Here is a 22,873-nt window from a genome sequence, read left to right on the forward strand (position 1 = left end):
GACAGCGACGCCGGATGTACGCGCGCCCTTCCGGACATGGCCGTTGGCGTTTCTGGAGCCTTTCAACTCACGTCATGCTCGGGCTCGCCCCGAGCATCTCAGGCTGAAAGAGGCTCCGATCAGCACCTTCTCGTCATGAGATTCTCGGGTCTGCGCTTCGCTTCGCCCGAGAATGACGGCCCCGGCGCTCCCTCACCCCTGCAGGAACGGATTGGTCTGGCGCTCTTCGCCGAGAGTGCTGGCGGGGCCATGGCCGGGCAGGAACTGGACGTCGTCGCCAAGCGGCAGCAGCTTGCCCTTGATGCCGCCGATCAGGTCCTTGTGGTTGCCATAGGGAAAATCGGTGCGGCCAACCGAGCCGGCGAAGATCGTGTCGCCGGCAAGCAGGAAACGCAGATCGTTCTGGAAGAGCGTGACGTGGCCGGGCGTATGTCCCGGCACGTGCTGGACGGAGAAGCCGATATCGCCGACCGAAACGGTCTCGCCTTCGGCGAGCCAGCGCGTCGGGGTCACGGCTTGCACACCGCGCATCTCGAACATCAGGCCCTGCTGCGGCAAGGCGTCGAGCAGGAACTTGTCGGCCTCGTGCGGGCCGATGATCGGCAGGTTCAGCACGCCGGCGAGTTCGGTCGCGCCGCCGGCATGGTCGATATGGCCATGGGTCAGCCAGATCGCGACCGGCGTGACGCCGAGTTCCGTCAGCGCGCCGCGGATGCGCTCGACATCGCCACCGGGATCGACGATCGCCGCCTCCTTGGTGCGCGTGCACCAGACGATCGAGCAGTTCTGCTGGAAGGGCGTCACCGGTACGACGGCGATGCCGAGCGGGCTTTCTGTCTGGTCGGTCATCGCATGCCTTTCGTCAGGAGAGCCGGAGCTGTCTACCGGCCCCCGCAGCGATTGGCGAGCAGCACGCGGTAGTCGGCGAGCGACTGGTCCATCTGGCCGACATTCTCCTCGCGCTGGCGGCCGGTCTGGCAGGTGGCGAAGACGGAGCGGGCCTTCTGCATGAAGGCGACATGGTCGCGCCAGGCAGCGCATTGCGTCGCCTGGTCGGCCGTGGCGACCTGCTGCATGCGGTATTGCCGCTGGCGCATCGCCGCCTCGTTCTGGAACAGGTCGCGCGTGCACGTCGCCGGAACGGGACGCGGCTGTGCCAGTGCGAGAGTCGGAACCAGGGTCAGCAGGGCGGCGATGGCAACGCGGGCGGTCATCCGAGATTCAGCTCCTTGAAGAAGTCGTTGCCCTTGTCGTCGATGACGATGAAAGCCGGGAAATCCTCGACCTCGATGCGCCAGACCGCTTCCATGCCGAGCTCGGGATATTCGAGCACCTCGACCTTGCGGATGCAGTCCTGGGCGAGACGCGCCGCCGGGCCACCGATCGAGCCGAGATAGAAGCCGCCATGGGCCTTGCAGGCTTCGCGGACCTGGGCGGACCGGTTGCCCTTGGCGAGCATCACCATCGAGCCGCCGAAGGACTGGAACTGGTCGACGAAGGAATCCATGCGGCCGGCCGTGGTCGGACCGAAGGAGCCCGAGGCCATGCCCTCCGGCGTCTTGGCCGGGCCGGCATAATAGACCGGGTGGTTCTTCAGGTAGTCCGGCATGCCCTGGCCGTTCTCCAGCCGCTCGCGGATCTTGGCATGGGCCGAGTCGCGCGCGACGATGATCGTTCCGGTCAGCGAGAGCCGGGTCTTCACCGGGTATTGCGTCAATGTGGCGAGAATCTCGCTCATCGGCCGGTTGAGGTCGACCTTGACGACGTCGCCGCCGAGCCCGGCCTCGTCGATCTCCGGCAGGTATTTCGACGGATCGGTCTCCAGCGCCTCAAGGAAGATGCCGTCTTTGGTGATCTTGCCCTTGGCTTGGCGGTCGGCCGAGCAGGACACGCCGAGCCCGATCGGCAGCGAGGCGCCGTGCCGCGGCAGGCGGATGACGCGCACGTCATGGCAGAAATACTTGCCGCCGAACTGGGCGCCGACGCCGAGCGCCTGCGTCAGCTTGTGGACCTCCTCCTCCATCTCGAGATCGCGGAAGGCGTGACCGGAGGGTGAGCCCTCAGTCGGCAGCGCGTCGAGATATTTGGTCGAGGCGAGCTTGACGGTCTTGAGGTTCTGCTCGGCCGAGGTGCCGCCGATGACGATGGCGAGGTGATAGGGCGGACAGGCGGCGGTGCCGAGCGTCAGGATCTTCTCCTTCAGGAACGCCATCATCCGGTCCCTGGTCAGGAGCGAGGGCGTCGCCTGGAAGAGGAAGGTCTTGTTGGCCGAGCCGCCGCCCTTGGCGACGAAGAGGAATTTGTAGGCGTCCTCACCCTCGGCATAGATGTCGATCTGCGCCGGCAGGTTGGTCGCGGTGTTCTTCTCCTCGAACATGGAGAGCGGCGCGACCTGCGAATAGCGCAGATTGCGCTTGAGATAGGCGTCGTAGACGCCCTCGCCCAGTGCGGACTCGTCATCGCCCTCGGTCCAGACCTTGCGGCCCTTCTTGCCCATGATGATCGCCGTGCCGGTATCCTGGCACATCGGCAGCACGCCGCCGGCGGCGATCCCTGCGTTCTTGAGCAGGTCGTAGGCGACGAAGCGGTCGTTTGAGGTCGCCTCCGGATCGTCGAGGATCTTGGCGAGTTGGGCGAGGTGACCGGGCCGCAGCAGATGGTTGATGTCGATGAAGGCCTGCTCGGAGAGCTTCCGGATCGCCTCGCGCGAGACGCTCAGGACCTCGCGCCCGCTGAGCGTCTCGACCGTGACGCCGTCGCTGCCGAGCGAGCGGTAGGGCGTCTTGTCCTCGCCGAGGGGGAAGAGATCGACATGGGTATAGGCCATCGGCGGCACTCCGCGGTTCGACGGCGCCGCGCACGGCGCCTCTTTCGCCGCGTCATAGCCCCTCGGGGCAAGGCCTCCAAGTCCAGACTGAAATCATTCCAAGTCGAGCGACGCCGTGCCGCGTCAGGCCGCCTTGGCGGCGGTCTCCGCCAGGATGGCGTAGATCGCGGCCGGATCATGCGCATGGCGCACCTGCTCCAGCACCGCCTGGTTGCGCAATACGCGAGCGACGCGGGCCAGCGCCTTGAGATGGTCGGCCCCCGCCCCTTCCGGAGCGATCAGCACGAAGATGATGTCGACCGGCTGGCCGTCCAGCGCCTCGAAATCGATCGGCTTCTCGGCGCGGGCGAACAGACCGACGAGCCGGTCGATCCCGGCCATGCGGCCGTGCGGAATCGCGATGCCGTCGCCGATCCCGGTCGAGCCGAGGCGTTCGCGCTGGAGCAGGGCTTCGAACAATTCGCGCTCGGGCAGGCCGGTCAGCAGGGCAGCATGCTGCGCCAGCTCCTGCAGGGCCTGCTTTTTGCTGTTGGCGCGCAGCGGCGAGATCACCGCATCGGGCCGGAGAAGATCGGTCAGCGTCATAACCCAATCCATGCATGTCCCGTGCCGGAATGCGGGCGCCACCGGCATCCCGGCAGGCACCCGAATTCCATCAGCGGCGAGACTTCAAGAAAGAGAAGCCGGCGGATCGATCCAGCCGATATTGCCGTCGCGGCGGCGGTATACGACGTTCATGCGGCCATTGCCAGCATGGCGGAAGATAACCACAGGCGCGCCGGTCAGATCGAGTTCGGCGACCGCGTCGCTAACCGTCATCTGGTGCAGGGATTTGGTCGATTCGGCCACGATCACCGGGTTCTCGCCAGCGTGATCGGCCTCGTGCTCCTCGACGTCGTCATCGGGGGCGGCGATCACATAGCTGGGGATTTCCATCAGCGGCTCGCGCCCGTTCGCCGTGGCGGAGCGATCCTTCAGCCGGCGCTTGTAGCGGCGCAGCCGCTTCTCGATGCGCTCGGCCATCTTGTCGAGGCTGGCATAAGGGTCGTGCGCGGTGGCGGAGGCTTCGAGGGTGATGCCGGAAGACAGATGCAGGACACCGTCGGTCTTGAAGGCGGTGCCGTCCTTGCCGACGGTGATGTGACCCTGATAGCCGCCCTCGTAGTACTTGCCCAACGCCGCGGCGACCCTGGTTTCGGCCTGCCCGCGCAGGGCCGCGCCGACATCGAGATTCTTGCCGGAGATTCGCAAGCTCATGGAGTGCTTCCCCTTCTTGCCGCCATGGTCAGTAGCCGACCATCCCAAGGAGGTAAGAACGCCCTCATGGGGTTGTCAATGTGCGGAACGGCGCAGTTGCCCGAGCGGCAGGACGAGGCTGCGGGCTGCTCATGACGTGACGAGCGCTTTACGCTGCGGCGCAAAATCGACCTGTCGGGGCGCGTCCGTCAGCGCCCGGCGAGCGCCATCGCCGCCTTTTCGCGCCGCCGCTCCATCGATGAGGGAATGCGTAGCGATTCCCGGTACTTCGCCACGGTGCGCCGGGCGATGTCGATCCCGTTCGCCTTCAGCTTCACGACGATCGCGTCGTCGGAAAGCACGTCGCGGGGAGCCTCCTCGTCGATCATCTGCCTGATGCGGTGGCGCACCGCCTCGGCCGAATGCGCCTCGCCATAACCGGTCGCGGCGATCGCGGCGGAAAAGAAGTATTTCATCTCGAAGACCCCGCGCGAGCAGGCGAGATACTTGTTCGAGGTGACGCGGGAGACCGTCGATTCGTGCATGCCGATCGCATCGGCGACGGTCTTGAGGTTGAGCGGGCGCAAATGCTCGACGCCATGGGCGAAGAAGCCGTCCTGCTGGCGCACGATCTCGCTGGCGACCTTGAGGATGGTGCGGGCGCGCTGCTCGAGCGAACGTGTCAGCCAGTTCGCCGTCTGCAGGCATTCGGCGATGAAGGCCTTGTCCGCATCGTTACGCGCCGATTTCGAGACGCGGGCATGGTAGGTCTGGTTGACCAGCACGCGTGGCAAGGTGTCGGGGTTGAGATCGACCAGCCAGGAGCCGTCCGGCGCGGCGCGGATGAAGACATCCGGCACCACCGTCTCGGCCGCCGAGCCGCCGAAGGCGCGTCCCGGCTTGGGATCGAGCCGCCGGATCTCGGCGACCATGTCAGCGATATCCTCGTCATCGACCGCGCATATCCGCTTGAGGGCGGCATAGTCGCGCTTGGCGAGCAGCGGCAGGTTGGCGACGAGGGCCTGCATGGCCGGATCGTAGCGACTGCGGTCACGCAGCTGGATCGCCAGGCACTCGCAGACATCGCGAGCGGCGACTCCGCTGGGATCGAATCCCTGGACGATGGCGAGGACCTGCTCGACCTTGGCGAGATCGACGCCGAGACGCTCGGCGATGTCGGCCAGCGGCTCGATCAGGTAGCCGGAATCGTCGACGCCATCGATGATGTGGCGGCCGATCAGCCGCTCGGCCGGCGCAGTGACGGCGAGGTCGAGCTGGGCGCTGAGATGCTCGTGCAGCGAGATCTCGCTGGTCAGCCCGCTTTCGAAGCCTTCCGGCCCCTCCTCGAAGGAGCCGCCGGAGCCGCCATAGGCGCCGCCGATGATCGGCAGGCTGTCGGTCCCTTGCGTCTCCAGCCGCGCCGCCTTGGGCTGCTCGTTCTGGAAGACGTTGTCGAGCCCGGTGCCGAGCCGGCCCTCGATCCCCTCCTGGGTGTTGAGGCTCTCGGCGCGGGCGTAAGCCTCGGCGTCGGCGGCGTGCGGGCTCTCGCCGGAACCGTTGAGCGCGGCCGCCTCGGGCGCCTCGTCGCTGCGCTCGAGCAGCGGATTGCGCTCCAGCTCGCCTTCAACGAAGCTCTGCAATTCGAGATGGGAGAGCTGGAGCAGCTTGATCGCCTGCAGCAATTGCGGCGTCATCACCAGGGACTGGCCCTGGCGCAGCTCCATGCGTGGCATCATCGCCATCGCGATCCCGACTCCTTAGCCTGCGGCAATTCGGCACGGTTCTTGCCTGTCGAACAGACTAGCTGTGCGGTGCAGCGGCGTCAAAGCCCGATCCGGGCTTTTGCGTCGGGGAGTTAATGCACTGCAACACCCGCAATCCGGATAGTCGCAGCACCAGCCCGCTCAGAGACGGAAATCCTCGCCGAGATAGACGCGGCGGACATCGGCGTTGGCGATGATCTCGGCCGGCGAGCCCTCGGTCAGCACCCGGCCGGAATGGATGATGTAGGCGCGATCGACCAGACCCAGCGTCTCGCGGACATTGTGGTCGGTGATCAGCACGCCGATGCCGCGGTCGGTCAATTGCCGCACCAGCTCCTGGATGTCACCGACCGCGATCGGGTCGATGCCGGCGAAGGGCTCGTCGAGCAGGATGAAGGAGGGGCGGCCGGCGAGCGCGCGGGCGATCTCGCAGCGACGGCGCTCGCCGCCCGAAAGCGCGATCGACGGCGCCTTGCGCAGGCGGCTGATATTGAACTCGTCGAGCAGCTTGTCGAGCTCGCGCTCGCGCTTCTTGCGGTTCGGCTCGACCACCTCGAGCACGGCCCGGATATTGTCCTCGACCGAGAGGCCGCGGAAGATCGAGGCCTCCTGCGGCAGGTAGCCGATGCCGAGCCGGGCGCGCTGGTACATCGGCAGGTTGGTGATGTCGTTCCCTTCGAGCGAGATCACGCCCATATCGGCGCTGACCAGGCCGGTGATCATGTAGAAGATCGTGGTCTTGCCGGCGCCGTTCGGCCCGAGCAGGCCGACAGCCTCGCCATTGCGGACGTAGAGCGAGGCCTCGCTCACGACATTGCGGGCGCCATAGGTCTTGCGCAGGCCGCTGACCGCCAGGATGCCAGCGCCGCCGACAGCGGCACTCGCGATGGGACCGGACGACGCGTCGTCCTCAGCCGTGAGGCTGTCCTTGCCGTTTTTCTTGCCTTTGCCGAAGAGCCTCGCGAACACGCCTGCGCGCGCCGCCGGCGCCTTGGCCGGTCGCGTCGCAGTGGACTGCGCCGGCTGGGCAGCCTCGGGAGGGGGAGAAAGAGACACCGTCACAGGAGAAAGCGCGAGCTGCTAGCGTTCGACATGGGTCCGCTCTGGTATGCGAGGCGAGCCGGACTGGCAACGCCTTCCTGCGGCGTCACAGTCGCCAGGGGCATCAGTTGGTCGGCGTGGCGGCCGGCTTGGCGCCTGCCTTGTCCTTCTTGTCTTTGCCTTCCTCGCCCTGGTTCGGCACGAAGAAGCCCTGGACGCGCCCCTTCGAGGTCACGTTGGCGACGCCGGTCTGGGTATCGTAGACGAGTTGATCGCCGCGGGTGATGTTCGGGCCGTCGTTCAGCGCGACGTTGCCGGTCATGATCACTTTGTTGTTGGCGCGGTCGAAGACGGCGTTGTCCGAGGTCGCGGCCTGGGTCTTGGAGACGACGGTGACCGGGCCGGCGCATTCGATGCGCTTGATCGCACCGTCACCCTGCCCCTGCGCCGCTGGCTGGGCCGGCTTCGGCGTGCCGCCCTGGCCGCGGCCCTCGTAGAACACCGTCATCACCGAGCAGCGCACAGTCGTCTCGCCCTGCACGGCGACGACGTTGCCCGAGAAGATCGCCTTGTTGTCCTTGTCGAGCACGTCGAGCTTGTTCGCGTCGATCTTGATCGGCTCCTTGCTGTCGCCGCCCATGCCGCCGAAGGGCGAGCCCGGCGCGCCGCCGCGCGGCTTGGCCGGCTTGGCCGGCGTTGCGCTCGCTGCAGCCGGCGCAGCCGCCGGAGCCGAGCCGGAGCGTGCCGGCGGCTGTTGAGCGAGGGCCGCGGCGGACAAAGCCGGCGCGATCAGGGCGGCGAGAGCGAGAGCGAGAGGTTTCATCGGCGATCCGTCACTGGTCTCTTCTGGCGCGATGCGGCGGCCTCACGGCTTCGCCGCCCGGCTGAGTGCTTCGAGGTTGGGTGTGCTGCCCTCGCGCTCGGGCCCGGCCAGGCTGCGCGCCGGCGCGTTCTCGATCAGGACGTGCACACGTCCCTCGAAGGTAATGAGCGCACCGTTGTCCTTCACGTCGAGCGTGTCGGCATCGACCGTGGTCGTGCCGAGATTGACCTTCACCGGCTCGCGCGAGTTGACGGTCCCGCCCTTGAAGTCGACATCGGCCGTGCGCATGCGGATATCATAGCCCGAATCGGTGCGGATCTTCACATCGTCGACCAGCTTCAGCTTTTCCTTCTGCTGGTCGAAATGGCCGCTCTGGGCATTGATGTTGATCCAGCCCTCCGACTTCATCAGCACGCGGGCCGTCATCTTGACCAGCTCGATCTGCGTGGGATTGCGCACGTCCTGCAGGGCCGAATCCGCCGTGACCTCGTAGGGGCTGTTGTCCTTGCGATAGCCGGCGAGCTTCGGCGCCTCCATCACGACCTTGCCGCCGGACATGCTGATCCCGCCGAGCGAAAGATTGCCGACATGGCGCAGCGGATTGAGGAAGGGAACGACGATCAGTCCGACCACCGCGACCACGGCCCCGACCGGGATCAGCCGCCGCAGCAGACGCACGAGCGCAGAATGCCGGCGCGCCGCCCGGAAGGCGCTCTGCCGCATCTGCGCCCGAATCGCCGCCGGGCTGCGCGTCTCAGGGGATGTGATCGCCAAGGTCATGCCCGCCCATTGCCAGTCACCAGCGGCTTTTTCATGTCAAACCGGCGCGCGCCGACGGACGCCCGCGGCCGATCCGACGACCGTCCGGCACATGGCCTAGCTCAAATACATCAACTTTACGTATGCGCGAAGATATCGACCTCCGGCCAGCCGGCAAGATCGAGCGCGGCCCGCGTCGGCAGGAAGTCGAAGCAGGCCTTGGCGAGGTGGGTCCGTCCCTCGCGCTCCAGCAGCACGTCGAGCCTGGCCTTCAGGGCGTGCAGGTGCAGCACATCGGAGGCGGCGTAGCCGAGCTGCGCCTCGGTCAGCGTATCGGCGCCCCAGTCCGAGGATTGCTGCTGCTTCGACAATTCGACACCGAGCAACTCGCGGACGAGGTCCTTCAGCCCGTGCCGATCGGTATAGGTGCGCACCAGCTTGGAGGCGATCTTGGTGCAGTAGACCGGGGCGGTGACGACGCCGAAGGCCTTTTCCAGTGCGGCAATGTCGAAACGGGCGAAGTGGAACAGCTTCACCACGCCGGGGTCGGTGAGAACGCGGCATAGGTTGGCCGGCGCCGGGGCGCCCTTCGGGATCTGCACGACATCGGCGGTGCCGTCGCCGCGCGAAAGCTGCACCACGCAAAGCCGGTCGCGCTGAGGATTCAGGCCCAGCGTCTCGGTGTCGATCGCCAGGACCGGCCCCGGCTCAAACCCGTCCGGCAGATCGCCGCGATGCAGACGAATGGTCATGCCCAAAACCTCGCTTGGCAGCGCGACGGCGCCGCTCAGTCAACCCGCCATCGGCCAGCCAGGCCGAATGGCCTCCTCAAAAATCCGGAGAACGTTTCGCAGCTAGCGGCGCGGCGCGCCGCATTCAAGCTTTTTCTCTGCCAGAACAATCGGTTCGCGCGCATTAACCTTTTATTCACCATAAGCTTCATTCGAGCACCCAGGCATGCGAGGATGCGGAATCGGAGCTTGACCCATGTCCGCAATCCGCCTGTTCACCGATCTCGACGGCCGAATCGGCCTGCGCCAGTTCTGGCTCGGCAGTATCGCGCTCGCTTTCTGCCTGCTGGCGATCCAGTGGGGCGCGCCGCAGATCACGGACAAGCACAGCGCGGCGCAGATCGTCGGCTTCGCCAACGCCTTCGCCCTCTTCCCCTGGGCTGCGCTGGCCGCCAAGCGCGCCACCGACCGGGGCGGCTCGTCGCTTTTCGGCATCCTGCTGGTCTGCACCATCGTGCTGCCGCGGGAATTGCAGCCGCTGCTCGGCTATGCCTGGGCGCCCTCGCTGATCGCGATCTCGACGATGGCCTGGCTGGTCGCGCTGGTCGATCTTGGACTGATGCCGGGTGCGGGCCGCGATGCGCCGCTTGCAGAGCAATCGCGGACTGCTAAACCGGCTCGATGAGCCAGACTGCACCCGCCGCCCTCGATTTCGACCCCACCGATCCGGTCGCCCTCACCCAAGCCCTGGTGCGCTGCCCCTCGGTGACGCCGGCGGAAGGCGGCGCGCTCGCGCTGCTCGGCGCCGTGCTGAGCGCCGAGGGCTTCGGCGTCGAGCGACCGGTGTTCTCCGAACCCGGCATGCCCGATGTCGAGAACCTCTATGCCCGCATCGGCAGCGAGGGGCCGGTCTTCGTCATCGCCGGCCACACCGACGTCGTTCCGCCCGGCGACCTCGCCGCCTGGACGCGTGATCCATTCTCAGCCGAGATCGAAGGCGGCGTGCTCTATGGCCGCGGCGCCTGCGACATGAAGGGCGGGCTCGCCGCCATGGTCGCAGCCGCGATCCGCTACCGCCGCGAAAACCCGGATGCGCCGGGCTCGATCGCCTTCCTGGTCACCGGCGACGAGGAGGGCCCTGCCGTCAACGGCACGGTCAAGCTGCTGGCCTGGGCCGATCAGCGCGGCGAGCGCTTCGACCATTGCCTGCTCGGCGAGCCGACCAATCCGGCTGCGATGAGCGACATGATCAAGATCGGCCGGCGCGGCTCACTGACCGGCAAGCTCACCGTCCAGGGCGTGCAGGGCCATGTCGGCTATCCGCATCTGGCCCAGAACCCGATCCGCGGCATGGTCCGGCTGCTGGCCGGGCTCGAGGCGACGCCGCTCGATGCCGGCACCGAGCATTTCGACCCGAGCAATCTCGAACTGACGACGCTCGATGTCGGCAATCCCGCGACCAACGTGATCCCGGCGCAGGCCAAAGCCGTGTTCAACATCCGCTTCAACGACCTCTGGACGCCGGAGACGCTCGCCGCCGAGATCGAGCGGCGGCTGCATGAGGCGGCCGGCAATGCCGTACGCTACGAGCTCAGCTTCGAGCCGACCAATGCGGCCGCCTTCCTGACCCAGCCGGGGCCGTTCGTCGCGATGGTCGCGGACGCAGTCGCGGCCGAGACCGGCAAGCGCCCTGCCCTGTCGACGACCGGCGGCACTTCGGATGCGCGCTTCATCAAGGACTACTGCCCGGTGGTCGAATACGGCGTCGTCGGCCAGACCATGCACAAGATCGACGAACGGGTCGCGATCGCCGATCTCGCGACGCTGGAGCGGATCACGCATCGTTTGCTGGCGACGTATTTTGCCGCAGCGCAGCGCGCTTGACGGAACCGACCCTGACGCCCACAGTTAGACGAAAGTCTAATATCGTGACGTCCGGAGGGTTGGGCCATGAGGCTTGCTGCCGACGATGTGACGCGAGCGCTCGCCGCCTCCTGGCGCCTGCTGCGGGCCGATGCGAAAGCCCTGCCTGATCTCGACCTCAGTCGCGACGGGTTCTGGCGCTCCTATCTCGCGCTGGTACTGGTCGTGCCGTCGATGATTCCGGCGCTGGCGGCCGAGCGGACGCTCGCGGGCCTGCCGAACAGCGGCGGGCTGTTCGATGCGCCCGGCCTGATTGCCGCGATCGTCACCGCCGAGATTCTGGCGATCCTTGCGGTTCCGGCGCTGCTGGTCGGGATAGCGCCCGGCCTTACCCGCAATCCGCGCTTCACAAGCTTTGTCATCGCCTGGAACTGGGCCGGCATCCTCTCGGCGGCGCTGATGGCGGTGCCGGCGACGGTGTTTGCGCTGGGCTGGTCGAATCCGGGCATCGCCGGCTTCCAGAGCCTCGCCTTCGCGGCGATCGTGCTGCGGCTGCGCTATTGCGTCGCCAAGGCCGCCTTCGGCTCGCACAGCAGCGTTGCGGGCGCGATCGCCTGCGCCAGCGTGCTCGCCGATTATACGGTGCTGAAGAGCTTCGGGCTGGCCGGGTTCTGATCCCACGCCGTCATTCCGGGGCATGGCGAAGCCATGAGCCCGGAACCCAGAACCGATGAAGCTGATCGTGAAGGCCCGGGGCCCGACCATCCCTTTTTTGAAATGGCATCGGCTCTGGATTCCGGGCTCGCCGCTTCGCGGCGCCCGGAAAAGACGAGGTGATTCTCAGTAATCCACGCCCGCCAGATAGAGCCCTCTGGAAGGCGCCAGCGCCGCGCATTGCGAGCGATCGCGCGCCGCCAGCACCTTGCCGACCTTGTTCTCCGGCCAGCGCCCCATGCCGACCATCTTCAGGCAGCCGACCATGGAGCGGACCTGATGATGCAGGAAGGAGCGAGCGTGGACGTAAGCGACGATCTCGGCTCCCTCGCGCCGGCAATCGAACCGGTCCAGCGTGCGCATCGGGCCATTGGCCTGGCATTCGGCGGCGCGGAAGGTGGTGAAGTCGTGATGGCCGATCAGGGCCTTGGCGGCGCGATCCATCGCCTCGTGATCGAGCCTGACCGGGACATGCCAGACGCGGTTCGCATCGAGGGCCGGCTGCGCCCGCCGGTCGAGGATGCGATAAATGTAATAGCGGCGCAGCGCCGAGATGCGGGCGTCAAACGTATCCGGCACCGCCTCGGCGCTCAGCACCGCCACCGGCAGACGCTTCAGCCTGGCATTACTGGCGTCACGGACCACGTCCGTGCGCCAGTCCTTGTCGAGATCGACATGCGCGACCTGATGGGTGGCGTGGACGCCGGCATCGGTACGGCCGGCGCAATGCAGGCGGACGGCGTGGCCGCAGAAAGCCTCGATCGCCTCCTCGACGCTCTGCTGCACCGACGGCCCGTTGAGCTGGCGCTGCCAGCCTGAGAAGGGCGTGCCGTCATATTCGATGACGAGCTTGTAGCGCGGCATCTCTAGAGCTTCGCGCCCGCCGAGAGCCGCGCCCCGCGCAGGAACTCCTGGGCGCTCATCGGGCCCTTGCCGGCGCGCTGGACCTGGAGGAGCTTCACCGCCCCGATCGCACAGGCGACCGTACCCTCGTCGTCAAGCAGCGTGCCCGGCTCAGCCGCGCCGCCGGCGCGGGCGGTGCGCAGCAGCTTCAGCCGCTCCAGTCCCTTGCCGAGATCGACCTCGATGAAGGCGCCCGGGAAGGGCGAGAGGCCGCGCACGATATCGTGGACCTGCTGCGCCGGCCGGTTCCAGCTCAGCTTCGCCTCGTCATTGCCGATCTTGCTGGCATAGGTGACGCCCTCTTCGGGCTGCGGCGTGAAGCGCAGGCCGCCGCGGCCAAGCGCCGGAAGCGCCCGGACCATCAGATCGGCACCGAGACCGGCAAGCCGGTCATGCATCTCGCCCGCCGTGGCGTTGCCGTCGATCGCCAACGTCTCGACCATGGCGACGGGACCGGTATCGAGCCCCTCCTCCATCTTCATCACGCAGACGCCGGTTTCGGCATCGCCAGCCATGATGGCGCGCTGGATCGGCGCCGCGCCGCGCCAGCGCGGCAGCAACGAAGCGTGCAGATTGAGGCAGCCGAGCTCCGGCACCTCGAGGATCGCCTTGGGCAGGATCAGGCCATAGGCGACGACGACGGCGACATCGGCCTGGTGCGAGGCCATGATCTCCGCCGCCTCGGCGTTCTTCAGCGTCTTCGGCGAGAACACCGGGATGCCGAAGCGCTCGGCCGTGACCTGGACCGGCGAGGGCCGCAGCTCCATGCCACGCCCGGCCGGCGCCGGGGCGCGGGTGTAGACGGAAACGACCTCGTGGCCCTGGCCGATGATCTCGGTCAAGGTCGGCACGGAAAAATCCGGCGTGCCCATGAAGATGACGCGCAAGCTCATGATCTGACGCTACCCATAGCCTTTGACTTAGCCGCTCAGGCCGCGCTGTCCCGTTTCGCCGCCTTGGCGAAGCGCTTGTTCACCCGCTCGCGCTTCAGCCGGGACAGGTAATCGATGAAGAGCACGCCGTTGAGATGGTCGATCTCGTGCTGCAGGCAGGTCGCGAGCAGGCCGTCGGCCTCGATCTCCTGCGCCTTGCCGTCGAGATCGCGATAGCTGACCTTGACCCGCGCCGGCCGCTCGACCTCCTCGTAATATTCGGGGATCGAGAGGCAGCCCTCCTCATAGGAGCTGAGCTCCTCCGAGCGCCAGGTCACCTCGGGATTGATGAAGACCATCGGCTCGTGCTTCTGCTCCTCGCCTTCCTCCGCCTTCTTCGAGACGTCGAGGGTGACGAGGCGGACCGGTTCGCCGATCTGGATGGCGGCGAGGCCGATTCCCGGCGCGTCGTACATCGTCTCCAGCATGTCATCCGCCAGCTTGCGGATCTCCGGCGTGATGTCGCCGATCGGCGCGGAAACCTTGCGCAGCATCGAGTCGGGCAGGATGACGAGGGGGCGGATAGCCATAGGACGCTCTGGAACGGTTTTCAGGAGTTGCGGCGACATAAGCTGTTGTGGGGAAGCGGTCAAACTGTTCCGCTTTCGTTCTAGAATTGCCGCTCGAATCGTGTAGGCTTGCGGCATGAACCAGATCGCCTTCGTCCTGCTGGAGCGCCCCGTGAGCTGGGCCGAAGCCGCCTTCGGCTTTGCCGGGCTGACGCTCGTCCTATTGGTGCTGGCGCTGTTCTCGTCCTGGCGCGGCCAGCGCCGACGCGAGATGGAGGCGGCGATAGCGGCCGAGCGCGCCCGCGAGATGGACGACAAGGTCGGCGAGATGAACCGGCAGCAGGCTGAACTCAACGGCCGCCTGCAGACGATGGCCGAGATCCTTTCGACCCGGCAGGGCGACCTCGCCCGTATCATGGCCGACCGGATGGACGGGTTGCGCCAGCAGGTCGGCGTCGGGCTGGAGCAGAATGTGCGCCAGACCACTGAGAGCCTCGGCAAGCTGCAGGAGCGGCTCGCCGTCATCGACAGCGCCCAGAAGAACCTGACCGAGCTCACCGGCGAGGTGGTGACGCTGAAGGACGTGCTTTCCAACAAGCAGGCGCGCGGCGCCTATGGCCAGGGCCGGATGGAGGCGATCATCCGCGACGGGCTGCCCGCCGCGTTTTTTTCGTTTCAGCCCACACTCTCGAGTGGCAAGCGGCCGGATTGCCTGGTCACCTTGCCGGGCGACGGGCGCGGCCTCGTGATCGACGCCAAGTTCCCGCTGGAGAGCTTCACCATGCTGCGCGAGGCGCGCGGCGACGAGGCCAAGAAGCAGGCCTCGGCACGGGTGCGCGGCGATGTCGGCCAGCACGTCAAGGATATCGCCGAGCGCTATTTCCTGCCGGGCGAGACGCAGGACATGGCGCTGCTCTTCGTGCCGTCGGAATCGATCTATGCCGACCTGCACGAGCATTTCGACGACGTCATCCAGAAGGCGCACCGGGCCCGGGTGATGATCGTCTCGCCCTCTCTGCTGGCCTTGGCGATCCAGCTGATGCAGTCGCTGGTGCGCGATGCCCGCATGCGCGAGGAAGCGCAGGTGATCCAGTCGGAGGTCGGCAAGCTGCTCGACGATGTCCGCCGCCTCGGCGAGCGTGTCGACAAGCTCGACAACCATTTCCGCCAGGCGCAGGACGACGTCAGCCAGATCAAGACCTCGGCTGGCAAGGTCACTGGCCGGGCCGAGAGGATCGGGGCACTCGAATTCGACGATGCCCGCCCGAACGAGCCAGCGCTACCTTTCGCCAAAGAGGTGAAGCTGAAGGCGGCGGAGTAAGAGGCGTATCGGACTTCAGCGGAGCCGGGGCAGTTGCCGCTCGGCCTCGCCGATCAGGCTATCCTGGCCATCGGTCGGGCCGCCATGAAGCGCTGCAACCCGGCGCAGCATCCCGAAGAGTTCCTCGAATTCCGCCCGGGTGAGACGAGGCCTCAGCAGGTCGCGCAAATCCATCAGCGCGATCGTCTTCGAGGGAGATGCCTTGACGGCGTGACGCGCAAGGACGAGGCGCTCCTCGATATCGGCGCCGTATTCCAGCATGACGCGCATCTCGCTGCGGATCAGATCGAGCTGCTCGGTGGTCGCCTCCCCGCGTTCATTGGCGACGAGGAACATCAGCGCGACGGCGCCGTCCCGGCTCTCGGGCAGCGTCTTCAATGCCGTGCGGCGTGCTTCGGCTTCCGACTCGGCACGGCGGCCGCTCAACAATTCGCGGCGCTTCTGCTCGCTGCCGGCGCTGAGCCGCTGACTGACATATTCCATGCCGCCGCCCCAGATCATCCAGTAGATCACCCCGGTGGTGATGGCGCCGACGATGGCTGCGAGAACCGGCATGCAAACCTCCTGTGCCAGCGCCTGCGATCGGGGCGAGCAATGCAAGACGGGTCTGTCTTGGTCAGATCAGGCCTGATATCGCAGTCGCGGGACCACTCTTGTGACGAAATCCGGCCCTCCTTCGTATCGGCGCAGGCGCGGCCTATTGTCCGAACCGGGCCGCATGCCATGGCGAGATCACATTCCGGCGTTGAGTTGCAGGCTTTCCCAGACTGCGCCGGAGGCCGCCAACCTTGCTCGTCCAGATCGGAACGCTCATCGCCGCAACGAGCCTCGTCCAGCTCGCCAACGGCTTCTTCAACACGTTCCTGTCGCTGCGGCTGACGACCGAGGGCTTCGGGGCGGCGCTGACCGGCATCGTGCTCAGCGCCTATTTCGTCGGCTTCACCATCGGCGCGGTCGGCTGCGGGCGGGTGATCCAGCGCATCGGCCATATCCGGGCCTATGCCGCCTTCGCCGGCATGGTCGTGGTCGGAACCGCGGCGATGCCGCTCTTCGTCTCGCCGACGGGCTGGATCCTGTGCCGGATGGCGATCGGCGTCGGCTGCGTCGGCCTGTTCATCACGACCGAAAGCTGGCTCAACGCCAAGGCACCGGCCGAGCAGCGCGGCCGCATCTTCTCGATCTACATGGTCGGCACCTTCCTGGCGCTCGCCGCTGGCCAATTGCTGATCGGCAAGCTCCCGGTCGAAACCGCCATCCCGTTCAACATCATCGTCGCGCTGTTCGCGTTGGCACTGGTGATGGTCAGCACCACGCGCGCAGAAGCTCCGGCGCTCCCGCCGGAAGCCTCTCTGCCCTATGGCGAGCTGACGCGGCAGGCGCCGATCTCCGTGATCGGCTGCGTGATCGCCGGCATGATCAGCAGCGCGTTCTACGCGCTGTTCCCGGCCTGGATGTCCAGGAACGCCATTCCCCAGGAGACGATCGCCCTGTTCATGCTGGTCGCGGTGCTCGGCGGCTTCGCCTTCCAGGTGCCGGTCGGCCGGTTCTCGGATCGTGGTGATCGCCGAATCGTACTGGCGGGGCTGGCGCTCGGCTTCTCGATCGCAGCCGTCGCGCTCGACCTCGTGCCGCGCCATCTCGGTGCGGTGCTGCCGGTCGCGGCTCTGCTCGGCGGTTTCATGTCGACGCTCTATCCGGTCTGCGTCGCGCATGCGCTCGACCGCATGCCGCAGGACCGCGTCGTCGCCGTCAGCGGCCGGCTGATCCTGGTCAGCGGTTTCGGCTCGGCGCTCGGCCCGATCCTCGGGGCGCAGGTAATGGCGCTGCTCGACATCAACGGCCTGCTCTACTTCATGGCCGCGATCAGCGCCCTGTTGGCCGCCCTCGCTGCGCTGCGCATCCGCCAGCGCGCCGCGCCGGAACAGATGGCGGAACGCCCCTTCGCAGTCCTCGACCCGATGACGGCACCGATCTCGCAGGAACCGGAAGCGACGGACGCGGACGGAACGCCGCGCCCGCTGCCGGCCTGATCAAGCCCGTGCGAGATTGGCCGAGAGTTCCGGCTTCACGTTCAGCGTCTGGAACACGACGCAATAGCGCTCGGTCAGCTTGAGCAAGGTATCGAGCTTCTCCTGCGGCGCGTCGGTCTCGACATCGAAGGAGAGGCGGATCGCCTTGAAGCCGACCGCGGCATCCTTGGCGACGCCGAGCGTGCCGCGGAAATCGAGATCGCCCTCGGCGCGGACCGTGCCATTCTTCAGCTCGATCTCGAGCGCGGTCGCAACCGCCTTCAGCGTCACGCCGGCGCAGGCGACGAGCGCCTCGAGCAGCATGTCGCCGGAGCAGAGCTCGGCGCCGGAGCCGCCGGTCGCCGGGTGCAGGCCCGCGAGCGCGATCGCCCGGCCGGTCTCGACCTTGCAGGCGATGTGCTGGTCGTCGAGCTCGCCCCTGGCCTGGAGCGTGATCACCGCCGCATCGGGCGCGTCACGATACTTGTCCTTGAGCGGGGCCTGGAGGGCGCGCAGCGCGGTTACGTCCATGATCGTGATCCTCGGCAGAACTGGGTCGCGGCTTGTCTAGCTGGTTCAGGCCGCCGCCTCCACCTCCGGCACGACATGCCGGCTTTCCTTTTCGAGCGCCCGCCGCAGCTCTCGGCGCAGGGCGACGAAGCCGACCGAGCGCTCGTCGCGCGGGCGGCTCAGCAGGTTGTCGAGACTGAAGGCGATCGGCCCCGCTCCTTGCGGCAGGACGAGGATGCGGTCGGCCAGGCGTACGGCCTCGTCGACGGAGCTGGTCGCAAAGACGACAGCGGGGCGCCCCTGCGTGCAGAGATCCGGCAGGAAGGCGGCCAGCCGCTCGCGCGCCTCGGCATCAAGCGCCGCGAAAGGCTCGTCGATCAGGAGCAAACGCGGCCTGACCAGCAGGAGACGGGCAATGGCGAGCCGCAGCAGTTCCTCGGGCGAGAGTGTGTCCGGCCGCTGCGTCGCCTGCGCAGCGAGGCCGACGCGGACCAGCACATTGGCGATCAGGCCCTCGCGCTCGAACGGCGTTGCCTTCGGCAAGGCAAAGGCGAGGTTCTCGGTGAGGTCGAGCCAGGGAAAGAAGCGCGGCCGGGCGCAGAGCAGGTCGATTTCGGGGGTCGGAACCGCCCCATCATTGGATGCAAGATCTGCAAACCCACGCAGCGCCGCCGTCCGCACCTCGGAGGCACCGAGCAGGGCGACGACTTCGCCCGCCACCGGGCGCGGCAGAGCGATATCAAGAGAGCGGGAGAGGCTGTGCAGAACGACCGACATCAACTGGCTCCATCCATGACAAAGCGGAAGGAGCGTCGACGGCCTCAGGCCGTCCCGTCGTCCCGCGCTTTAGCTGCATTTGTTTCGCGCCCGCAAGCTGAGGCTCAAATCGGCGCGTATGTCCTTTCATACGGTCTAGGCGTCCGTTTTGTCAAACAGCCAATCTCACTCGACGAACTCGTCGCGCGTCAGTCGGTAGCGGCATTGCAGCACGGTTTCACCGCGCGAGCGTGAGTGGCGCTCGACCTTATCGAGCAGCCGGAAACCCAATCCGGCCAGAACCCGCCCCGATACCGCATTGTCGGCTGCATGCGCCGAACGGAGTGCCGATAGTTCGAGCTCCGTGAAGGCGAAGCGAACCATCGCGCGGGCGGCTTCGGACGCGAAGCCCTGCCCCCAGGCCGTGCGTTCGAACCAGTAGCCGAGTTCGCCCTCGCCGCCGGCGATCTCGTCGATGTCGACGAGGCCGATCATCCGGCCCTCGTGCTCGACAGCGAAACGATAGGCCTCGCCTGCTACCCATTCGCGCGGATGATCGGCGAACCAACCCTCGACCTCCGCCCGGTCCGGCGGAAACGAGGCCATGCGCAGCATGCGCGTGACGTCCCAGTCGGACTGGATCTCGAAGGCGCGTTGCGCATCCGCCGCCGTCGACGGTCGCAAGTTAAGATGTTTGGTGGTGATCATCTCGAGGCCGGACAACTGCAAATCTCGCGCAGGCTGGCACGAAGCGCGCGCCCGCGGAACCGCCAGTCATCGAGCCGCGACGCCGCGCACGCAAGCCTCGATATTGTTGCCGTCGGGGTCGAGCACGAAGGCGCCGTAATAGTCGACGGCGCCCTCGCGCGGGCCAGGCGGCCCGTTGTCCCGGCCACCGGCCGAAAGCGCGGCTTCGTAGAAGGCATCCACCGCCGCCTTGTCCGGTGCGATGAAGGCGATATGGGCCTGGTTCAGCCCGGCGCGCGAACCTTCCACCCAATAGGACGGGCGGATCGTGCCGATCCAGAGATAGGGGATCGGCTCCTGCGCACTGCGGCCGAACAAGAACGATTCTTGACTGTTGGAGGCCGTGGCGAGGCCGAGCGGCCGAGCGATCGCGTCATAGAAGCGGCGCGCCTTGGCGAGGTCGGTGACGACGATGCCGGTGTGATCGATCATCTCGGTTGAACTGCGCCCCGCCGCGCTTGTTCCGTCGCGGCGCCTACCACCACATGCCGGCGCTCTCGGCCGCTTTGTGCTGGCGCGGCTCGCTATCGGTGAGCGAGCGGTCGAGCGTGCGCAACGCCTCGCGCTTGATCGCTTCGAAGGCCGGTGAGAGCCGGTCGCGCGGGCGGGTCAGGGGATTGTCGAGCTCGTCGAAGATGCGGCCGGGCCGCGGCTGCATCACCACGATACGATCGGCCAGCGTCACGGCTTCCTCGACATCATGGGTGACCATCACCACGGTCGGCCGGCTCTCCTCCCAGAGCGCCAGGAGATGGCCGTGCAGGCTGGCGCGCGTGGTCGCATCGAGCGCCGAGAAGGGCTCGTCCATCAGCAGCAGCTTCGGCCGGGTGACGAGGGCGCGGGCAATGGCGACGCGCTGCTGCTGGCCGCCGGAGAGTTCACGCGGCCAGCGCGCCTCATAGCCGGCGAGGCCGACGCGGGCGAGCGCGCCGGTGACGAGGCGGTTGCGCTCCGCCGCGGGCAGATGGCTGAGGCCGAAGCCGGCATTGTCGGCGACGGAGAGCCAGGGCAGCAGGCGCGGCTCCTGGAAGATCACGCCGACATCGGCGCGTGGCTCGATGATGGCGGCGCCGTCCAGCAGGATGCGCCCCTCGCTCGGCCGATCGAGCCCGGCGACAAGGCGCAGCAATGTGGTCTTGCCGCAGCCGGAGCCGCCGACCAGCGCCAGGATTTCGCCGGCGGCGACGGAGAGGTCGATGCCGGCAAGCGCGCGGGTGCCGTCGGCATAGGTCTTGGAAAGGCTGTCGAAGACCAGCATGGCGCGCCCCTCAGAGCCTGTCCCTGGCAGTGTCTTGCCAGGCGAGGAAGGGGCGGGTGAGGGCGAGCAGCAGTCCGTCGGCGAGCTTGCCGAGCACGGCGAAGGCGATGATCGCGGCGATGATGGTGTCTGGCCGGCCGAGCTGCTGGCCATCGACCAGGAGATAGCCGAGGCCCTCGCTGGCGCCCATGATCTCGGCGGCGACGACGAACATGAAGCCGAGCCCGAGGCCGCCGCGCAGCGCTGTGAACCAATCGGGCAGGATCGCCGGCAGCAGCACGCGCCTGGTCATGGCGAGCCGGCCGAGGCGGAAGACGCGGCCGACCTCGACGATCTTGCGGTCGATCGAGAGGATCGCGGCGGCGACGCCGAGATAGACCGGAAAGAAGACGCCGACGGCGATCAGCGCGACTTTCGACGCTTCGAAGATGCCGAACCAGAGGATGAAGAGCGGCACCCAGGCGATCGAGGGAATGGCGCGCAGGGCCTGCAGGGTCGGGTCGAGCAGGCCCCGCGCCAGCGGCAGGGCGCCGGTCAGGGCACCGAGCGCGGTGCCGACGGCAGCGCCGATGCCGAAGCCCGCGGCGACGCGCCAGAGCGTCGCCAGCGCATGGGTCCAGAGCTCGCCGCTGGCTGCGAGCTGCCAGAGCGTTTTGCCGACCACGCTGGGCGGCGGCATCAAGCGGCCATTGGCGAGGCCGGCCCGAACCAGGATTTCCCAGATGATCGCGAGGACGACGGGCAGCAGGAAGCCGGCGAGCCGCGAGCCGACACGAGAAGCCGGCCGCGCAGGAGGCGCGGCCGGCTTCTCGTCGATGGCTTCTGCGATCTCGATCGAACTCATTGCGACGGGATCATGCCCGCTCAGTTGGTCGCGGCAAAGCGCTTGTCTATCAGCGCATCGACCGTCGCCTTGACGTCAGCGTTCGCCGGCAGGACGCCAGCCTGCTGCAGGGCCAGGCCCGCGGCGAGGATGGTTTCGGCCTGCGCCGGGCCGATCGTGCTGTGGGTCAGTTCGGTGCGGGTAAGCTGGCGCTCGATGACCGCGTCGGAGAGCTTGGTCGCCTCGACCAGGGCCTTCCTGACCTCGGCCGGATTGGCGAGTGCGATGGCGCGCGCCTCCTCATAGGCCTTGAGCACCTTGCGGACGAGCGCCGGATTCTTTTCGGCGAACTCCTCGCGGACATTGAGGACGCCCCAGGTGTTGTCGGCGGCCTTGCGGTGGAAGAGCTTGGCGCCGGCCTCGACCTCGGCGGCGGCCATCATCGGGTCGAGCCCGGCCCAGGCCTCGACATCGCCGCGTTCGAGTGCGAGCCGGCCGTCGGCGTGCTGCAGAAGCACGAGCTTGACGTCCTTCTCGGTCAGGCCGGCCTCGGCCAGCGAGCGGACCAGGAAGATGTGCGGATCGGTGCCGCGGGTGACGGCGACGCGCTTGCCCTTGAGGTCCGCGACCTTGGTGACCTCGCTCTTGGCGCCGGTGACCAGAGCCGTCCATTCGGGGCGCGAATAGACATAGATCGACTTGATCGGGTTGCCGTTGATCTTGGCGATCAGCGCGGCGGCGCCGGCGGTCGAGCCGAAATCGAGCGAGCCGGCATTGAGGAATTCGAGCGCCTTGTTCGAGCCGGCCGAGAGCACCCAGCGCACCTTGATGCCGTCGGCTTCCAGCGCCTTCTCGAGGATGCCGCGATCCTTCAGCACCAGGCTGACGGGGTTGTAGGTCGCGTAGTCGACGCGGATCTCCTTCGGCGCCTGTGCCTGCGCACTGCCGAAGGCGAGCGAGGCTGCGGCAAGGCCGGTGAGCACGGCGCGGCGGGTCAAAGTTGAGATGAGCGGCATGGCGTTCCCCTTCGAAGACTTTGCGCGAAGGGGTGGAGGCAGATGCCTCCGGCGCCCCCGCTTTAGCTGCACTTGTTTCGCGCCCGCAAGCTGCTGGCTCAAATCGGCGCGTGTCCGATTTTTAGGTGCGCACGTTCTGTTTGTCAAACAAAACAGCCATCCATGTGAGATCGATATTTTCACATCTATACCATGTTGAATTAGAATTCCGCGCCTCGTCGCAATCGTGCTAGGAATCGCTGACAGCCGCCTCTGCCGAAAGCCTCGAAGAGCCTCGTTCAGTGCCGCCCTCCCCCGACAAGCCAGCACCCCGCCTCGCCGAGTTCATCGAC

Annotated in this window: 26 protein-coding genes; 5 read left to right on the forward strand and 21 right to left on the reverse strand. The window is 67.2% G+C overall.

What is annotated here, in order from left to right; all coding sequences use genetic code 11:
* Positions 1–192: 192 nt before the first annotated feature.
* The 10 genes from ASE66_RS03325 to ASE66_RS03370 all read right to left on the reverse strand — a co-directional run bounded on the left by ASE66_RS03325 (position 193) and on the right by ASE66_RS03370 (position 9,201).
* Positions 193–849, reverse strand: a complete 657-nt coding sequence (locus ASE66_RS03325) for an MBL fold metallo-hydrolase (RefSeq protein WP_057188120.1) — start codon at positions 847–849, stop codon at positions 193–195.
* A gap of 32 nt (positions 850–881) precedes the next feature.
* A complete protein-coding gene (locus ASE66_RS03330; protein ID WP_057188121.1) occupies positions 882–1,214 on the reverse strand; it encodes a hypothetical protein in 333 nt (110 codons plus the stop codon).
* Entirely contained in the window at positions 1,211–2,827 is a 1,617-nt protein-coding gene (locus tag ASE66_RS03335) for a fumarate hydratase (protein WP_057188122.1), read from the reverse strand. The genes ASE66_RS03330 and ASE66_RS03335 overlap by 4 nt, the downstream gene beginning before the upstream one ends.
* A 123-nt stretch (positions 2,828–2,950) precedes the next feature.
* On the reverse strand, positions 2,951–3,412 hold the full coding sequence (gene ptsN / locus ASE66_RS03340; protein ID WP_057188123.1) for a PTS IIA-like nitrogen regulatory protein PtsN: 462 nt from the start codon (positions 3,410–3,412) through the stop codon (positions 2,951–2,953).
* Between the two features lie 84 nt (positions 3,413–3,496).
* Positions 3,497–4,084: a ribosome hibernation-promoting factor, HPF/YfiA family gene (hpf, locus tag ASE66_RS03345; protein WP_057188124.1), complete on the reverse strand. Its 588-nt coding sequence runs from the start codon at positions 4,082–4,084 to the stop codon at positions 3,497–3,499.
* Positions 4,085–4,272: 188 nt separating this feature from the next.
* The gene (gene rpoN / locus ASE66_RS03350) at positions 4,273–5,805 is read right to left on the reverse strand and encodes an RNA polymerase factor sigma-54 (protein WP_057188125.1); all 1,533 of its coding nucleotides are present in this window, start codon (positions 5,803–5,805) and stop codon (positions 4,273–4,275) included.
* Between the two features lie 162 nt (positions 5,806–5,967).
* On the reverse strand, positions 5,968–6,795 hold the full coding sequence (lptB, locus tag ASE66_RS03355; protein WP_082613162.1) for an LPS export ABC transporter ATP-binding protein: 828 nt from the start codon (positions 6,793–6,795) through the stop codon (positions 5,968–5,970).
* Between the two features lie 196 nt (positions 6,796–6,991).
* Complete coding sequence (locus ASE66_RS03360) at positions 6,992–7,690, reverse strand: LptA/OstA family protein (protein ID WP_057188126.1); 699 nt, start codon at positions 7,688–7,690, stop codon at positions 6,992–6,994.
* 42 nt (positions 7,691–7,732) lie between these two features.
* Positions 7,733–8,470 (reverse strand): LPS export ABC transporter periplasmic protein LptC, encoded by a 738-nt coding sequence (lptC, locus tag ASE66_RS03365; RefSeq protein WP_057188127.1) that lies wholly within the window; start codon positions 8,468–8,470, stop codon positions 7,733–7,735.
* Between the two features lie 116 nt (positions 8,471–8,586).
* Positions 8,587–9,201, reverse strand: a complete 615-nt coding sequence (locus ASE66_RS03370; protein WP_057188128.1) for a ribonuclease D — start codon at positions 9,199–9,201, stop codon at positions 8,587–8,589.
* Between the two features lie 235 nt (positions 9,202–9,436).
* Here ASE66_RS03370 and ASE66_RS03375 point away from each other — a divergent pair, with 235 nt between their 5' ends.
* From ASE66_RS03375 to ASE66_RS03385, 3 genes are all read left to right on the forward strand, one after another.
* Entirely contained in the window at positions 9,437–9,865 is a 429-nt protein-coding gene (locus tag ASE66_RS03375) for a hypothetical protein (protein WP_057188129.1), read from the forward strand.
* Positions 9,862–11,064 carry a succinyl-diaminopimelate desuccinylase gene (gene dapE / locus ASE66_RS03380; RefSeq protein WP_057188130.1) on the forward strand — a complete coding sequence of 401 codons (1,203 nt, stop codon included), beginning with the start codon at positions 9,862–9,864 and terminating at the stop codon, positions 11,062–11,064. The genes ASE66_RS03375 and dapE overlap by 4 nt, the downstream gene beginning before the upstream one ends.
* 66 nt (positions 11,065–11,130) lie before the next feature.
* On the forward strand, positions 11,131–11,718 hold the full coding sequence (locus ASE66_RS03385; protein ID WP_057188131.1) for a hypothetical protein: 588 nt from the start codon (positions 11,131–11,133) through the stop codon (positions 11,716–11,718).
* 165 nt (positions 11,719–11,883) lie between these two features.
* Here the strand turns inward: ASE66_RS03385 and truA are convergent, their stop codons facing one another.
* The 3 genes from truA to def are packed head-to-tail and all read right to left on the reverse strand — an operon-like array spanning position 11,884 to position 14,122.
* Positions 11,884–12,621, reverse strand: coding sequence for a tRNA pseudouridine(38-40) synthase TruA (gene truA / locus ASE66_RS03390; protein ID WP_057188132.1), 738 nt, complete (start codon positions 12,619–12,621; stop codon positions 11,884–11,886).
* Between the two features lie 2 nt (positions 12,622–12,623).
* Positions 12,624–13,553, reverse strand: a complete 930-nt coding sequence (gene fmt / locus ASE66_RS03395; RefSeq protein ID WP_057188133.1) for a methionyl-tRNA formyltransferase — start codon at positions 13,551–13,553, stop codon at positions 12,624–12,626.
* A 35-nt stretch (positions 13,554–13,588) separates the two neighbouring features.
* Positions 13,589–14,122 (reverse strand): peptide deformylase, encoded by a 534-nt coding sequence (gene def / locus ASE66_RS03400; RefSeq protein ID WP_057188134.1) that lies wholly within the window; start codon positions 14,120–14,122, stop codon positions 13,589–13,591.
* Between the two features lie 115 nt (positions 14,123–14,237).
* On the opposite strand from def, the gene ASE66_RS03405 reads away from it, so the two are divergent.
* Positions 14,238–15,422, forward strand: a complete 1,185-nt coding sequence (locus ASE66_RS03405; protein ID WP_057188135.1) for a DNA recombination protein RmuC — start codon at positions 14,238–14,240, stop codon at positions 15,420–15,422.
* Between the two features lie 15 nt (positions 15,423–15,437).
* On the opposite strand, the gene ASE66_RS03410 is transcribed toward ASE66_RS03405, so the two are convergent.
* Entirely contained in the window at positions 15,438–15,977 is a 540-nt protein-coding gene (locus ASE66_RS03410; protein WP_057188136.1) for a hypothetical protein, read from the reverse strand.
* A 233-nt stretch (positions 15,978–16,210) separates the two neighbouring features.
* Between ASE66_RS03410 and ASE66_RS03415 the strand changes: the two genes are divergently transcribed.
* Entirely contained in the window at positions 16,211–17,452 is a 1,242-nt protein-coding gene (locus tag ASE66_RS03415; protein WP_057188137.1) for an MFS transporter, read from the forward strand.
* Here the strand turns inward: ASE66_RS03415 and ASE66_RS03420 are convergent, their stop codons facing one another.
* The 7 genes from ASE66_RS03420 to ASE66_RS03450 form a co-directional block, all read right to left on the reverse strand.
* Positions 17,453–17,962, reverse strand: coding sequence for an OsmC family protein (locus ASE66_RS03420; protein WP_057188138.1), 510 nt, complete (start codon positions 17,960–17,962; stop codon positions 17,453–17,455).
* Between the two features lie 45 nt (positions 17,963–18,007).
* Entirely contained in the window at positions 18,008–18,718 is a 711-nt protein-coding gene (locus tag ASE66_RS03425; RefSeq protein WP_057188139.1) for an ATP-binding cassette domain-containing protein, read from the reverse strand.
* 165 nt (positions 18,719–18,883) lie between these two features.
* Entirely contained in the window at positions 18,884–19,420 is a 537-nt protein-coding gene (locus ASE66_RS03430; RefSeq protein ID WP_244494786.1) for a GNAT family N-acetyltransferase, read from the reverse strand.
* 51 nt (positions 19,421–19,471) lie between these two features.
* Positions 19,472–19,876: a VOC family protein gene (locus tag ASE66_RS03435; RefSeq protein ID WP_057188140.1), complete on the reverse strand. Its 405-nt coding sequence runs from the start codon at positions 19,874–19,876 to the stop codon at positions 19,472–19,474.
* Positions 19,877–19,919: 43 nt separating this feature from the next.
* Entirely contained in the window at positions 19,920–20,702 is a 783-nt protein-coding gene (locus tag ASE66_RS03440) for an ABC transporter ATP-binding protein (protein ID WP_057188141.1), read from the reverse strand.
* A gap of 10 nt (positions 20,703–20,712) precedes the next feature.
* Complete coding sequence (locus ASE66_RS03445; protein WP_057188142.1) at positions 20,713–21,546, reverse strand: ABC transporter permease; 834 nt, start codon at positions 21,544–21,546, stop codon at positions 20,713–20,715.
* A gap of 20 nt (positions 21,547–21,566) precedes the next feature.
* Positions 21,567–22,541 (reverse strand): aliphatic sulfonate ABC transporter substrate-binding protein, encoded by a 975-nt coding sequence (locus ASE66_RS03450; protein ID WP_057188143.1) that lies wholly within the window; start codon positions 22,539–22,541, stop codon positions 21,567–21,569.
* Positions 22,542–22,873: the final 332 nt, after the last annotated feature.

Origin of the sequence: Allobosea sp. Root483D1, from assembly GCF_001429505.1 — a bacterium.
Lineage (GTDB): Bacteria > Pseudomonadota > Alphaproteobacteria > Rhizobiales > Beijerinckiaceae > Allobosea.

Excerpts from the sequence above, each read along its gene's own strand:
- fmt (WP_057188133.1), bottom strand. The coding sequence starts at position 13,553 with ATGAGCTTGCGCGTCATCTTCATGGGCACGCCGGATTTTTCCGTGCCG.
- rpoN (WP_057188125.1), bottom strand. The coding sequence starts at position 5,805 with ATGGCGATGATGCCACGCATGGAGCTGCGCCAGGGCCAGTCCCTGGTG.
- ASE66_RS03405 (WP_057188135.1), top strand. The coding sequence starts at position 14,238 with ATGAACCAGATCGCCTTCGTCCTGCTGGAGCGCCCCGTGAGCTGGGCC.
- ASE66_RS03330 (WP_057188121.1), bottom strand. The coding sequence starts at position 1,214 with ATGACCGCCCGCGTTGCCATCGCCGCCCTGCTGACCCTGGTTCCGACT.
- lptC (WP_057188127.1), bottom strand. The coding sequence starts at position 8,470 with ATGACCTTGGCGATCACATCCCCTGAGACGCGCAGCCCGGCGGCGATT.
- ptsN (WP_057188123.1), bottom strand. The coding sequence starts at position 3,412 with ATGACGCTGACCGATCTTCTCCGGCCCGATGCGGTGATCTCGCCGCTG.
- ASE66_RS03375 (WP_057188129.1), top strand. The coding sequence starts at position 9,437 with ATGTCCGCAATCCGCCTGTTCACCGATCTCGACGGCCGAATCGGCCTG.
- ASE66_RS03440 (WP_057188141.1), bottom strand. The coding sequence starts at position 20,702 with ATGCTGGTCTTCGACAGCCTTTCCAAGACCTATGCCGACGGCACCCGC.
- dapE (WP_057188130.1), top strand. The coding sequence starts at position 9,862 with ATGAGCCAGACTGCACCCGCCGCCCTCGATTTCGACCCCACCGATCCG.
- ASE66_RS03370 (WP_057188128.1), bottom strand. The coding sequence starts at position 9,201 with ATGACCATTCGTCTGCATCGCGGCGATCTGCCGGACGGGTTTGAGCCG.
- ASE66_RS03325 (WP_057188120.1), bottom strand. The coding sequence starts at position 849 with ATGACCGACCAGACAGAAAGCCCGCTCGGCATCGCCGTCGTACCGGTG.
- truA (WP_057188132.1), bottom strand. The coding sequence starts at position 12,621 with ATGCCGCGCTACAAGCTCGTCATCGAATATGACGGCACGCCCTTCTCA.
- ASE66_RS03360 (WP_057188126.1), bottom strand. The coding sequence starts at position 7,690 with ATGAAACCTCTCGCTCTCGCTCTCGCCGCCCTGATCGCGCCGGCTTTG.
- ASE66_RS03445 (WP_057188142.1), bottom strand. The coding sequence starts at position 21,546 with ATGAGTTCGATCGAGATCGCAGAAGCCATCGACGAGAAGCCGGCCGCG.
- ASE66_RS03410 (WP_057188136.1), bottom strand. The coding sequence starts at position 15,977 with ATGCCGGTTCTCGCAGCCATCGTCGGCGCCATCACCACCGGGGTGATC.
- ASE66_RS03425 (WP_057188139.1), bottom strand. The coding sequence starts at position 18,718 with ATGTCGGTCGTTCTGCACAGCCTCTCCCGCTCTCTTGATATCGCTCTG.
- ASE66_RS03450 (WP_057188143.1), bottom strand. The coding sequence starts at position 22,541 with ATGCCGCTCATCTCAACTTTGACCCGCCGCGCCGTGCTCACCGGCCTT.
- hpf (WP_057188124.1), bottom strand. The coding sequence starts at position 4,084 with ATGAGCTTGCGAATCTCCGGCAAGAATCTCGATGTCGGCGCGGCCCTG.
- ASE66_RS03335 (WP_057188122.1), bottom strand. The coding sequence starts at position 2,827 with ATGGCCTATACCCATGTCGATCTCTTCCCCCTCGGCGAGGACAAGACG.
- def (WP_057188134.1), bottom strand. The coding sequence starts at position 14,122 with ATGGCTATCCGCCCCCTCGTCATCCTGCCCGACTCGATGCTGCGCAAG.
- ASE66_RS03420 (WP_057188138.1), bottom strand. The coding sequence starts at position 17,962 with ATGGACGTAACCGCGCTGCGCGCCCTCCAGGCCCCGCTCAAGGACAAG.
- ASE66_RS03385 (WP_057188131.1), top strand. The coding sequence starts at position 11,131 with ATGAGGCTTGCTGCCGACGATGTGACGCGAGCGCTCGCCGCCTCCTGG.
- ASE66_RS03435 (WP_057188140.1), bottom strand. The coding sequence starts at position 19,876 with ATGATCGATCACACCGGCATCGTCGTCACCGACCTCGCCAAGGCGCGC.